The sequence below is a fragment of the Cohaesibacter gelatinilyticus genome (genome assembly GCF_900215605.1).
Classification (GTDB): domain Bacteria; phylum Pseudomonadota; class Alphaproteobacteria; order Rhizobiales; family Cohaesibacteraceae; genus Cohaesibacter; species Cohaesibacter gelatinilyticus.
The window spans coordinates 477482-490152 of the sequence record NZ_OBEL01000002.1 but is presented as its reverse complement, the minus strand read 5'-3'; the positions used below and the strand labels follow the sequence as shown (position 1 = coordinate 490152).

13 protein-coding genes are annotated in these 12671 nt (G+C 52.2%); 8 read left to right on the top strand and 5 right to left on the bottom strand.

Annotation, left to right across the window (positions count from 1 at the left end; all coding sequences use genetic code 11):
* Window positions 1-159 precede the first annotated feature (159 nt).
* Complete coding sequence (locus tag CRO57_RS12435; protein ID WP_170956075.1) at window positions 160-1200, top strand: AraC family transcriptional regulator; 1041 nt, start codon at window positions 160-162, stop codon at window positions 1198-1200.
* A gap of 377 nt (window positions 1201-1577) precedes the next feature.
* Here CRO57_RS12435 and CRO57_RS12430 read toward each other — a convergent pair whose 3' ends face one another.
* From CRO57_RS12430 to CRO57_RS12420, 3 genes are all read right to left on the bottom strand, one after another.
* Window positions 1578-2897 (bottom strand): tetratricopeptide repeat protein, encoded by a 1320-nt coding sequence (locus CRO57_RS12430; protein ID WP_097153762.1) that lies wholly within the window; start codon window positions 2895-2897, stop codon window positions 1578-1580.
* Window positions 2894-4414 (bottom strand): YjgN family protein, encoded by a 1521-nt coding sequence (locus CRO57_RS12425; RefSeq protein WP_097153761.1) that lies wholly within the window; start codon window positions 4412-4414, stop codon window positions 2894-2896. Before CRO57_RS12425 ends, CRO57_RS12430 begins: the two co-directional genes overlap by 4 nt.
* 247 nt (window positions 4415-4661) lie before the next feature.
* Window positions 4662-6620, bottom strand: coding sequence for an EAL domain-containing protein (locus CRO57_RS12420; protein WP_097153760.1), 1959 nt, complete (start codon window positions 6618-6620; stop codon window positions 4662-4664).
* A gap of 539 nt (window positions 6621-7159) precedes the next feature.
* On the opposite strand from CRO57_RS12420, the gene CRO57_RS12415 reads away from it, so the two are divergent.
* Entirely contained in the window at window positions 7160-7810 is a 651-nt protein-coding gene (locus CRO57_RS12415; RefSeq protein WP_141401241.1) for a hypothetical protein, read from the top strand.
* A gap of 50 nt (window positions 7811-7860) precedes the next feature.
* Here CRO57_RS12415 and CRO57_RS12410 read toward each other — a convergent pair whose 3' ends face one another.
* The gene (locus tag CRO57_RS12410; protein ID WP_097153758.1) at window positions 7861-8421 is read right to left on the bottom strand and encodes a terminase small subunit; all 561 of its coding nucleotides are present in this window, start codon (window positions 8419-8421) and stop codon (window positions 7861-7863) included.
* 640 nt (window positions 8422-9061) lie between these two features.
* Between CRO57_RS12410 and CRO57_RS12400 the strand changes: the two genes are divergently transcribed.
* The 6 genes from CRO57_RS12400 (at window position 9062) to CRO57_RS12375 (ending at window position 11654) form a co-directional block, all read left to right on the top strand.
* A complete protein-coding gene (locus tag CRO57_RS12400) occupies window positions 9062-9442 on the top strand; it encodes a hypothetical protein (RefSeq protein ID WP_097153756.1) in 381 nt (126 codons plus the stop codon).
* 208 nt (window positions 9443-9650) lie between these two features.
* Complete coding sequence (locus tag CRO57_RS12395) at window positions 9651-9968, top strand: hypothetical protein (protein ID WP_097153755.1); 318 nt, start codon at window positions 9651-9653, stop codon at window positions 9966-9968.
* The gene (locus tag CRO57_RS12390) at window positions 9965-10270 is read left to right on the top strand and encodes a hypothetical protein (protein WP_097153754.1); all 306 of its coding nucleotides are present in this window, start codon (window positions 9965-9967) and stop codon (window positions 10268-10270) included. Before CRO57_RS12395 ends, CRO57_RS12390 begins: the two co-directional genes overlap by 4 nt.
* Window positions 10267-10743, top strand: a complete 477-nt coding sequence (locus CRO57_RS12385; protein WP_097153753.1) for a dATP/dGTP pyrophosphohydrolase domain-containing protein — start codon at window positions 10267-10269, stop codon at window positions 10741-10743. Before CRO57_RS12390 ends, CRO57_RS12385 begins: the two co-directional genes overlap by 4 nt.
* Before the next feature lie 180 nt (window positions 10744-10923).
* Window positions 10924-11190 carry a hypothetical protein gene (locus tag CRO57_RS12380; protein WP_141401240.1) on the top strand — a complete coding sequence of 89 codons (267 nt, stop codon included), beginning with the start codon at window positions 10924-10926 and terminating at the stop codon, window positions 11188-11190.
* A gap of 83 nt (window positions 11191-11273) precedes the next feature.
* Window positions 11274-11654: a hypothetical protein gene (locus CRO57_RS12375; protein ID WP_097153751.1), complete on the top strand. Its 381-nt coding sequence runs from the start codon at window positions 11274-11276 to the stop codon at window positions 11652-11654.
* A gap of 510 nt (window positions 11655-12164) precedes the next feature.
* Here CRO57_RS12375 and CRO57_RS12370 read toward each other — a convergent pair.
* Window positions 12165-12656 (bottom strand): P-loop nucleotide/nucleoside kinase family protein, encoded by a 492-nt coding sequence (locus tag CRO57_RS12370; protein WP_097153750.1) that lies wholly within the window; start codon window positions 12654-12656, stop codon window positions 12165-12167.
* Window positions 12657-12671: the final 15 nt, after the last annotated feature.

The following is a 12671-nucleotide window of genomic DNA, read 5'->3' as shown; positions in this document are numbered from 1 at the left end:
TTGTGGAATCGAAAATGGATGGAAATCGGCATGATGAACACATCTCGATGCGCCAAAAACCAATCAAATCTCGCCAAACAGCCTTTGATGGCTGTTTCATGAGCCATACTTTATGCTAATCGAAAAAGGGGGCGAATTTGCAGGATGGACCAATCAAAGATGAGTAGAAGAAGATATCAGACCGGACACGAAATCATGGTTTGTTGCGCCATTTTGGGTGTCGAGTTGGAGGTGGTTTTCAAGAAAGCAGGAATAGCCTGTGAACCAGATCGTGTGAAACAACTCACCCTCACAGCCAAACAATGTGCAGCCGCTTTCTATGCTCTGATCACCGAATATGGAAAAGAAGATTTCTATCTCAAACTGGCCGAGGGCTTTTCAAGTGTGCCTTACGGTGCGACCATGTATTCCTTCGCTGCAAGCGCCAACATAGAAGAAGGGTTGCAACGCCTGGCAAAGATCAAGGCAACCATTCAGCCGGTCAATTGGGACTTGAGACTGACGAAAAAGAATTGCCAACTTCATATCTTTGAGCTGGACCCCTTTTTCCCCATCAATGGACTGTCAGGCATTCTGTCATTTCTCTGGATCATATTGATCGGTCGAAATTATAGCTTGCAGAATATAAAGCCCCAGCGCGTGATCTTGTCGTCCCCGATCCCCTTGCATGAACAGGCCGAGGAGAAAATAGGCTGCAAGATTGAAATTGGCTCCGAAAACATATTGGAGCTGGACAAGGCAACATCGAAATTGCCGCTTCTGACCGATGGCGGCTTCATGGGCTTTGCCTATGATAAGGAAGCTGAACGCAGACTGGACACCACATTGGGAGAGAGCCAGTTTTCGGAAAGAGCTGCACAGCACATTTCTCGCTTGCTACCATCAGGACAGATAACAGCAGCACGTATTGCGCAAAATCTGACAATGAGCCAAAGAACATTTGAACGTCGGCTGAGAGAGGAAGGCACCAACTTCACAAAATTGCTGAATGAAATTCGATATGACTTGTCTATCCAATATCTATCCAGTGACACCATGTCGGTAGCGGAAATCGGTTTCATGCTGGGCTTTGAAGAGCCCAATTCCTTTATTCGTGCCTTCAAGAGATGGCATGGACTATCACCCAATCAATTCCGCAAAAGACACAAGGACAAGGTCGTGCGTCTGGAAGAAGAGGCCTGCAGCATCTATGGCACATGACAGCGTCGATTTAAGCCGGGCTGCAATGCTGTCGATATGACTTTTGCATGGTCAGGCTGGCTTGCTCCAAGGGCAACTCGGTATTCTTGCTTTTCTGCTCGGTTGGTTGGGGGAGGGGAAGCAGCAAGATAATCATTTAAGATGGCAAAGATCTATCCAATGCAATCTTCTCTGTCCAGATGGCAGAGCGGCGCAGGGGTTGGGCGTGCGTGCGGTTTTGTGTGTGATGTTCTCTAAGAGTCTGATTTAAAAGTCCTGAGCCAAGCCCTCTCCCCCTCCCAAGCCACCCGTCATGGTACCCTCGTGGGCGGTTTGGGAGGGGGAGAGGGCTGGACATGCAGCCTAAAAGTCTCATTCAGAGACTTTTAAATCGGGCACTAATGACCAGACTGTTGCTGAGTTACTTTCATGCTGGCCAGATCTTTCAGGGCTTCGGACAGATCTTCGCTGGCGCCGTGATTTGGATTGATGGCAAGAGTTGCTTCTAACTTTTCGATGGCCTTTTCCAGCAGCTTTTTGCGCTTGGTTCCCTCGTTCAGATAGGCGAGCTTGTTTAAGGCATGGCCCCAGTTGAACATGGCTTTGTCGTCGTCAGGGGCAATTTGCAAGGCATGTTTGAAATGCCGGATTGCGGCTTTTTGGTTTGCCTTGCGCTCGTCGCCTTTTTGCAGATCGGACAGCTCGCCCAATGTTGCGCCGAGATTGCAGATGGCTTGGGAATAATCGAGTTTGACCTCGATGGCGTGCTTGTATTTTTCCATCACGGCATACAGGGCTTTGATGCGCTTTTTGCCCTTTTTCATGTCGGCAAGTTTGTCCAGCACCCGCGCCCAATTGAAAAAGCCCTCATGATCCGATGGGTCGAGCCTCAGGGCTGTGTCATATTTGCGAATGGCTTTTTGCAATAGAGCCTTGCGCTTGTCGGACTTATGGAACTCTGCCAGATCTGACAATGCATCGGCCCAGTTTCGTGCCGCAATATCGTCAGCGGGGTTGAGCTTAAATGCTTTCTTGAAAGCTTTGATGGCGTTTTGCAGATAACCCTGCCGTTTCTTGCCTTCATACATGTCTGCAAGGTCGTAATATGCAATGCCCTTACTGCCCAGAATATCCGGGTCTTTCGGTTTGATATCGTATGCCGCCGCATAGAGTTTGATCGCGTTCTTCAGACTTGCTTTTTGTTTGTTTCGATCTTGCAATTCGGACAGCTTGACCAAGGCAAGACCCCAATTATAGAGGGCTCTGCGTTTGCTTGGTTTGATCGCCAATGCCGCCTTGTAATGCTTGATGGCGTGTTTCAGATGGGCTTCTCGCTCGCTTTCCTCGAAATGATCGGCCAGCTTTGCATGGGCTATGCCCAAATTATTGAGCGCATATTGATCATCAGGACGGACCTTGAGGGCTTTTTTGTATTTCTCAATGGCTAGCTGCAGGCTGGTTTGAGAGAGCGTTGGGTCCAGCTCCGCAGCCAGCTCTCCCAGCTCGGCCAATGCCATGCCCCAATTATACCAAGCGTCTCCTTCTTCAGGCTCCAAAGCCAGACCATCTTCATAGCATTTGCCAGCTTTTTCGATTGCAAGGCTGGCCTGCTCCAATGACATGTCAGCGATGCCGTCTATCAGCTTGTCCGCCTTTATGAAGCAGTCCTCGGCATGTATGTTGATCGCTTTTTTACTGCTCTTATCCTGCTTGTTCATGCCATTTCGCTTTTTTCCTGGCCAGAGAACAGATCATCCAGCGGGCCGGTTTGTTTGTAATGGATATTGTTGCAGAGATAGTGCTGCAGGCGCAGTTCGGCCCATGGGGTGGCGAGGCCAAGGCTGGCGAGGATGGCCAGCAGGTTTGTGGCCGCCAGTGCAAAGAGCGATGGGATGCGCAAGCTGGAGCTGAATTGCACATGATCCTTGAGGCTGAGATTGCACAAGACCAGATGCAGCATGCTTAGCCGGGCCATGCTGTAGCAAAGATAGAAGCCAAAGGTCAGGCTGGTCGTCATGGTCAGCATCAGTAGAGTGTTGTTTGACAAGATGAACGACAGCGAGCCTGCCAGCACGGCAAGGCCGGCAAAAGCCCAAAAACGCGGCAGGAAGAGGAACCATAAAAGCGTGGAGGCGATGATGGCTGTCTGGGGGATGATCTCGACCTTCGGGTCCAGATAAAGCACCAGCAAGCTATCGCCACCCATGGCAACAGGCAGGGCAAAGGCCAGTAAGATGGGCGCAAACATCCATGGGGCGCAAAGGGTCCAGAAGCCTTTCAACGAGATATCTGGCGTCAGTTCATTGTCGCCAATGCGCACCTGCTTCAGCTGCCATTTGGTCATCACTTGCACAACCAGCGGATAGGCGAGGCCAAGGGTGAAAAGGGTCAGCAATTGGCCGCCAAGTACATGGCGGATCATGCCCCAGCTTGAGCCTGCCCAGCGGGCGCGAATGCCATGCCAGCTGCTGTTGCGGGCGCGATAGCGCATGGCAAAGCCAACCAAAGCCAGCGCACAGGCGGTCAGAAGCAGACTGGCAGCCACACCAGCGCCGGGCTTCAGATCCGGGCTGATAAGATAGCGATAGCCGCCATTGACCAGCGCAAACAGGATCAGCCCGCCAAGCAACAGCTTGAACAGATCCTTGCCCTTGCCGTGATAGTCGAACCCCGTGCCGCCCAACTGAGTGTGGCCAAAGAGATAGCGCCGCTGCTGCACATGGGCCCATGGGCCATAGAGGCCAAGGCTGAGCAAGGTGAAGAGGGTGCCCTTCAGCCAGAGTGCATAATAGCTTTTCAGGGTGCCGGTGAAGCGTAAGGGGCGAAAGGCTTGTGTCTGGCGGGGATTGGCCTCGTTTGTGCCATCGCGTATCTCATCTGTGACCGCGATATCTTTGGTCTGTGTGGTTTTGGGAGTGCTGGATCTGTCTTTGCTGTCCTTGGCGGCATTGCTGGCAATTTCTGCTGCCCGGCTGGCGAGGCTGGCCGCTTGCATGGCATCATCTGCTGCCTGTTGGGCGAGCCTGACATCAATGCTGTCGACGGCGCGCCTGGCTGCTTCTGCCGCTGTGATGGCGGCTTCTGACGCTGCATTGGCCGCTTGGGCAGAGCGATGCGCTGCTTCCCAGGCAGAGGCGGCGGCTTCGGCTGCGGATATGGCATGATCGGTCTGTTGATCGGAAGAAGAAGGCGAGGAAGCATTGGTAGCTTCATCGAACAGGCGTTCAGATGTCATGGCACCACTGAAACTTGATTGAACTTTAGCGTGTTCCCGAAAAGTTGAAGCATTTTTCGGATAAGAACTCACTCCAAATCAGAGAATTAAAGCACTAATTGCGAGAAATGTTTTAATGAGAGAGTGATCAATCACAGGTAGTGAGTCCAGTAAAAAGCACCTTTCCGCTGCCTATATCACAAGAAAGCCTTTGGCATGGTTAGAGAGAAGTGAATGGCGGTGCAGGAACAAGCCTTGGGCGTAATGTTTATGAATTGGCGGCCTGTTGCGAAGGGGCATCTGCGCTTGAAGGGCTGAAATTGCTGACTTCGCTCTCCGGCAGGGGTTTGGAATAATAATAGCCCTGTATCAAGCGACCGCCCAACTGGGAGAGGGCTTGCATTTCGTCCTGGGTCTCGACGCCTTCGACCACGCAATCGATGTCCATGTCACGGCTGAGCGCAAGGAGTGATTTCACGATCTTGTAGCTTGCCGGATTGCTGTTGAGATCGGTCACGAAGCTTCTGTCGATCTTGATTTTTGTCAGCGGCAGCGCGTGAAGCTGGGTCAGGCTGGAAAAGCCGGTGCCAAAGTCATCCAGAGCCAGACCACAGCCAAGACCTTTCAATATTTCCACGGACCGTTTGACTTGCTCGAAGTCGTAAACCATCGCGGTTTCGGTGATTTCAAAGTCGATCCGGGAGGGGGCGACGCCGCTTTTCTCCACCAGTGCCACGATCTTCAAAAGGCTCTCCATGGAGCTGAGATCATGGGTCGAGAGATTGAAGGAAAGCCGGATATCCTCTGGCCAGCATGCCGCACAGGACAGAGCTTTTTTCAAAAGCACGGGTGTCAGGGCCTTCACCTTGCCAGAGCGTTCGGCCACGGGAATGAATTCACCGGGAGAGACGTTGCCCAAGGTAGGACTGGTCCAGCGGGCCAGAGCCTCAAAGGCGATTGTTTTTTGAAATTGTGCATCGACGATGGGTTGAAAATGGATGCTGAGTTCTTCCTCAAGATCCGCATCATTGAGTGCCTGTTCAACGCGGGTGGTCTGTTTGATTTCCAGGATGTGCTGATCTGCAAAGAGCGCAACACCCCCTCTTTGTGTCCGCTTGCGATTGCAAAGTGCATAATCCGCCCGCACATAAAGCTCCTGCGCGCTTTGGGCAAGATCGGGGAAAACGACCACACCCATGGATGCAGATATCTGGATTGTCGCTTCTGCCAGTTCGAAAGGCTCACTCAATGCCTGACAAATCTGGTGGCCCTGTCCCATCAGCTCGTCATTGTCATGGTCGTGCGGCATGATGATGGCGAATTCATCACCGCCCAGTCTGGCGATGACCGATGTCTCGTCCAAAGTGGTGGTAATGCGCTTGGCCACCTCTTGCAACAACCTGTCTCCGACGGCATGTCCATAGAGGTCATTGATGGGCTTGAAGCGATCCAGATCGATGATGCCAACCGCAAAACGGCTCTCGTCGATTTTTGCTTTTTCGATGGTCTGATTGAGCTGAGAGAAGAATCTGCGCCGATTGTTCAGCCCGGTCAGGGAATCGAGATTGGCCAATCTATGATTTTCCCGATTGGCGGCTTCCAGCTTGCTACGGGCGTCGACCGCGTCGGAAAAATGCCGGAATTGCACAAAGACAACAATCAGCAATGTGACAGCCACCAGCGCAACATCGATCGACATGGCCATGAAGGAAATGAGGCCGGTCGAAAAGAAATGCGTCACAAAGGGAACGGAAATGCCAATGGTGACGATATGAGCCGCGATTGGGACCTGTTGCAGACAGATGATGACCCCGACGCCGGTTATCGCCATGAAGAAGGCAACATTGGCCTGCATGGATGTGTCGCCATAGGGATGAAGGGCAAGAGACCAGCTGCAGAGGATGGCAACAAGAATAACGGACAGTATTTTTGTTTGCTTGAGTGCTTTATAGGCGACTTCTGCTGTCGGTATCCGGTGTCTGGAATACCACCAGCCAACCAGCCTGACAGCGCAAAGAGCAGTAAAGCCAAGCGGGATGTAAAGCCATAGCCAAGTGGGGGCTGTGCTCGAAAAGACCAGGGCAAGAGCCCAGGCATTGACGAGCAGGATCGAATACATGATCGGCATTTGGCTGGAAAGCACTCTGAATTGTGCTTTTACCAGTTCTGGATCGTTGTTATTGATGATGCTTAGAACATGCTTGATAAAGTGCAATGGCCCCGACATTCAAATAGCTTTCTTATCCAAAAAAGTTCCCGGTCAAATGCTGCTCGCCGTTACAAAAAAGACGATTTATTATATGCGGCAGACATCCTGTCACAGACTTGTTCTTATTTGGTTAAGGTGAGGCAAAATATCTTTTGTTCGTTTCTTGTGAAATTTGCAATATTTGCAAGATCTATACAGGTGAAAGGAAAGATTAACCCAAATCTCTTCTCACGTTCATTGGATTGCTTGAGAGATTCTTCCTCCATGTTTTGGTGAGAGGTGGTCAGGATAATGTGGATGCTGTTGTGGGATTTCGATTTTGTGCAAGAGTTTGATTTAAAAGTCTCATCCAGAGACTTTTAAATCAGGCACTAAGACATGTAAGAAGGGAGCTGTGGTTCATTCTGGGGTGCTGATTATTGCTCTGGTATTCATCTGTTTTCAAATTATTCGAGCTAAAAATGCGAAGTAAACTTACCCCTTTACCCAAGACAAAAAGGCGGCTTGTTCGGGTTGGATTGGTTTTTGCTGTTCTCTGTTTTGGGGTCCTTGGTTTCATGGAACTTTATGCGCCAAGCCGCCAATTGAATTTTCGGCTTGATGTAACCTTTGAAGTGGATGGCCAGCAAATTACCGGCAGTGGGGTGCAAAAATTTGTATTGAGCAAGTCCATCATGTCCTTTTTCCCCGGTATAAGTTACGACTTTGACATTTATGGCGACGCAGTAATTGTTGATCTTCCCAATAGATCGTCTGTGTATGTATTGATGAATTCTCCCAGAGATGACGGTTCTATTGATTTTGATTCTGGAAGCTACATTTTCTTTGTAAACTCAGTATGCAAGTTGGGAGAGAAAGCTGGGAAATTGGGCCCCGCAGGGTATGTGCGATTTGTCGGCAAGTTCACTGGATCTTGCGATGTTGAACCAAAAGATGTGCCTGTCATGGTGCGCTTTGAAGATGAGCTTGATCCGGCCACTGTTGAGCGAATATTTCCAGACAAGGCGGAACAGGTTTTGGGAGCGGATGTGAAGTTTATCGGTGCACGTATCACCATTACAGATGATCCTGTCACAGCCGGTATCGGGGATCGTCTAACCTGGTTATCGGAGTTCGGCTCAAGAAGCATGGTAAGCGGCCCGTCTACAACCAATCCTCCATTTGCACAAATCATAAAACATCGCCATTTTCGGGAAATTGAAAAATGACAGATACCAGTTCATTCTCTTCAGGGCTGGTCTCTATTACATCCTAACCCTCACTTCATCCGTTCCTTTGCCCGGCGCAGGCGTGCGGCGAGGTCGTCGGTCAGGGTGACGTGGATGCTGTCGCTATAGAGGGAGTGGTAGCGGGCGAGCATGTCGAGGGCGCGGAGGCGGTCGGCGCTTTTGATTTTGGCGACATGTTTGACCTCGCCCCGGGCGCGCTCGGTGGTGGTGATGTCGAGGGCTGCCACGCTGGCGGCGGTGTCATCGTCCCAATCCTTTGGCGGGATCAGATCGCCATTTTCATCAAACATGGTGCGGATGTCGGAAAAGGCTACTTGCGCGATGGCTTGCAAGGTTTTCTCGACCGAGATGTCCAGCCCCTTCGTGGACAATTCCTGCATGGTTTGTTTGGTGCGCTCGGCCAGCTCCTGCTTGATGGCAGGGTGGTTGAGCAGGCGCGGGCCGCTGGAATAGGCGGTCTTTTCGGCATAGCCCGCCCGAATGGCCGCCTGGGTGGCGTTCAGGTCTTTGGCATATTCTTCGCAGAAGCGCTTTTGCTTGTCGGTCAAAGACGTCTGCTTATCGGCCTTTTTGCGCTCTGACTTTGTCAATGCTCACCTCCGGTTCTCATGCTCTTGGTGCTCTATTTAAAAGTCCTGAGCCAAGCTCTCTCCCCCTCCCAACCGCCCACGAGGGTACCATGACGGGTGGTTGGGAGGGGGAGAGGGTCTGGTGCAGGGCACTTAGCAAAACTCATACCGCTGTGATGATCGCAACAGGGGGCCGTCCCGGCAAGCCTTAAATGCATGGTGGCTGGCAGCGAGGGACCTTTGGACCCTTTTTGACCTTTGAAAATCTTTCAACAAAAACCAAAAAGGGCGATCGGGAGGCGTGTTTATAAGGTCCTGCCCCTTATATACCTGCCTCCCGATCGACTTTTTATCTTTTATTTTTTCATTTTCAAAGGGCCGAAAGGGTCTAAAGGTCCGGTTTCTTTATATTTTTGGATTTGGCAAAAGGATCGAAAGGGTGCAAAGGGGTCAAAGGGTCCTATGCTCAAAAAGGTCGATTTGAGAGAAAATTTTTGCGCGGAAATTCTACGGGTCGGGGTTGTGTAAATCGCTCTGGACAAAAAGGGTGTAAAAGGTCTGAAAGGGTCAAAAGGGGGTAGAAGGGGTCAAAAGGGTTGTTGACATTATCACAACAAAGGATTATTGATATTGATGTGATTATCGCAATATGGAGTGTGAAATGACATTATCCGTCGATCTGGCCCTGATCCGCATGAATGAAAGCATTCACAAATCCAAGGCCTCTTGCCCGGTTTTTCTGGCCAACAGCCGCGCCGGGCGGGTGGCCGTGGCGCAGAATATGGCCAGCCTGATGGAAGCCATGAGTTCGGCCTATGCCGAGGCGATGGTGGATCTGGCCGGGCAATGCGAAAGCCTGACCGGGGCAGGGGACTTATCAGAAGCCGCGACCTTTCGTGAGCTGGTGGCGGAAGATGCCAGCGAATATCTGATCACCGCTATTCGCCAGGGTGCTGATGGATTGGAAGAGGATTTGGATGATGACCCGAATGCGGAGCATCGGCTGACTGCGAGGGATTATGGAATTGGATGCTCAGTTTAAAAGTCTCTGTAGGAGACTTTGTGAGCGAACTCTTATCCGAAAAGTCTGCAACTTTTGGGGAGCGCGCAGTAGGCGGCACGTCCAGCCCACTCCCCTCTGCATCCCACCCGATATGGTGCCCTTGAGGGCGTTTGGGAGGGGAAGTGGGCTAGACCTGGATTTTAAACATTTGAGAATGATGCTGTGAATTTCACATTTTGAGGTGGCGATGACAGGGAATGACTTGAGCGGACTGCTGGCCGGGCAGGCATTGAAGGAACTGGATTGGCGGGCGCTGGAAGACAGCGAAGATCTTGTTTCAGACTATTACGCAATTAGGGCGGAAGGGAAGAATTTCCCGACCCGTCATTGGGTCTGGATTTGCGAATTTCATGGCCAGCGGCTGGAAGCGGAAGCCGCGACGCTGGATGGAGCCAAGGCGCTGGTGGATCTGCATCGGCGAGAGATGATTGATTGTTTATTGGGTGACGGCAAAGAGCGCTTGCTCAGCCAGCCCTATTATGACGAGAATGGAAAAGAGCTATGACAGACTATCGTCAGATTGCGCCGGGTGTGGAGGTGGAGGCCATCGCCTATCCTGCGTCAAATGCCTTTGATTTCAGCCAGATACAACCGGGTGAGAGCTTTATGGTGCGTGCAGGAAATGGTAAGACAGCGCGGCAGAATCGTGACCGGGTTCTGGGTTGGGCGACGGCCTGGCTCATGCAGAATGATTGTGAGGCGCATTTTCGATCGGGCGAGCGGGAACAGGACGGGTCCTATCGCATTTATATGATTGCAGGCAAGCGGGCCTATCCGGCCAAACATGTTGAGGGAGATTGGGGATGAGCGAGCTGAACAACAGGCTGGAAGCCTTGCGGATCCTGATGGATGAAGAAGACGAGATGGGCCCTTCCGGCCGCTGGGCCGAGGCGGAGGCCATGGCGCTGTTGCTGGCTGCCTGGCGAGCGGGCAGGGTGTCATTCAAGGATGAGGGCGGGAGTTCTGATCTTAGCTTTGCCAAGATTTGGCAGGAGCATGAAGACTGGTCTTATGATGTCTTTGGCGGGCCAGATGTGAAAGGCCCCATCGGCCCCATCAAGCATCTGGGCAAGGAGCAAAAGGAGCTTCTGGAAAATCCTGATGACCCTTCCGAATATGCCGATTGCATGTTCCTGATCATGGATGCTGCCCGCCGGCAGGGGCTGGGCTTGCAAGGCCTTTTGAAAGCCATGGCAGACAAGCAACGGATTCTCTGGGCGCGAGATTATCGGGCCGATCCGAACAATCCGGACGAACCGGTGGAGCATAGGCGAAGCTAGTTTTCTGAAGCTGCTAATCTCCCCTCCCAACCACCCGATATGGTGCCCTTGAGGCACTTGGGGAGGGGATAAGATTATATCTATCAATATCTTAAAGACGACAACTGGCGCATGAGGCATGGGCTGGCAGCGATGAGCTGTGCTCTGTGCCCAAGTGCGGCTTCTTTGAAGGAACCAAACATGAGCACTTTATTTGATAAATTCATCTCGTCTGCCTCGGCGACCATTGATCATCATCGCGCGCCGATTGAGGCCTGCAAGATGAGCAAAAGCACCTATCACGAGCTGGAAGTGGAAGCTATTGATCAGGGCATGGCAGAGCCGGAGCGATCAAACATTCGCCGCAGGCATATCTATGGCATTCCCATTACCTTGGACGAAATGATGCCGCCATCTCAGGTGCATTTCATTGTCGAGGGAGAGCCACAGGCTGCTCTAGACCTCTAATTATCTTTCTATTTTGAAGTAAATGTTGTGATTTTCGCATTATCAATATTGCGGCACATCTCGATTTTAGATGAGGAACCCTCATGACTGAATTTGTTTCCACCGCCACCATGCGTAATGACAGCGGCAAGCTGGTCTATATGCGCTCCAAACGTGAAGCGTCAGACACCGATACCCAGGCCCGCAAGGCCGCCACTCGCTATTGGAATGGCATTGCCGATGCCCGTGGCTGGGAGCTGGACAGGGTCTATTGCGTGCGCCGTGGCTCTTGCGGCTTTGTCGTCTCCGAGCGCCGCATGGATCGTCGGGACTGGACCCGCTATCTGGCGCCGGAGACTCCCACCGCCCAGGTTCAGGTCTGTATAGAAGAACTGGGTGGTGAGCCCCCAACTCAGCCGCCACCCGAAACCATGACCATCAATGGCTGGATCTATCAGCGCGGCGAATTTTTGGGCGAGGTGTGAAGGAGTTATTTGTCTTCACGCTATTCCTGATCTGGCGATCAGGGCTCCAGACGGGGCGAACCATGCGGTTCGGTCACCTATCGGTTCCCGGTGAAAGCGCGATGCTGTCACCGAACTGTACCTCTTACCGGCTATTCCTCGCTTCGCTCGGGCCTGCGAGGGCACGCTTCGCGCTTGCCTATCGGCCGTCAGAAAAGCGCTATCGCTTTTCTGGGTTCTTGTCCCTCGTGGGTTTATTTCCTGTCTCGGCTATTCGCCGCTTGTGCGGCGGCCTGCGAGGCGCGCACATTCCTGTCGATACGCTTATCATCTCGCCTCGGCTCGATGGCGTATCTTGTGCGGATCCTTTTCCCAGGCCAATCTCTCAAGGATAAAAGAATTCGGCGGAAACACAGGTTTCCGCCGGGAGCCGATAGGTGACCGGGCTGCATAGCCCGCACCCCCGTAGGCCCGAGCGTGAGCGAGGATTTGCCGTGAGGGAAACAAGTTACGGAATAGCGTGAAGATGTCTCAGTGGCCGTGCCGGATGATGGTGAAGCCTTCACCCGGATGTGGGGGAACAAAATGTCTGGATAGCTGATCGAATTGCTCTTCGGTCGGGGCGAAGGGGTGGGCACCATCGGCATTGCGTGATCGTAATCTGGTTTTGCAAACCTCGTCCGGAACATCAAGATAATGCAGCTGGTGTGCAGCTCCTGTGGTCTGGATCAGATCGCGCATCCAGCTGCGCCGTTCGGTGGTATTGGCGTGGAAATCCAGCACCACCGACAGTCCGGCATTGAGCAGAGATGCAACATGGGGTCCGATGATGGATTGCAGTCTGGATGCATTGCGCACATAGTCTGATATCGATGTCATCTCATCGGCATAGAGAATGGCCAACCATTCGTCTTCGGCTATGGTGATTGTTCCGGGTTGGGAGCCAAGGAGCGCAGCCAGTGTGGATTTTCCAGAGGCGATCTTGCCGCACAGCAGATGCAAAGTCGGGGATGTGGGAGACATGAAAACTCTCATGTT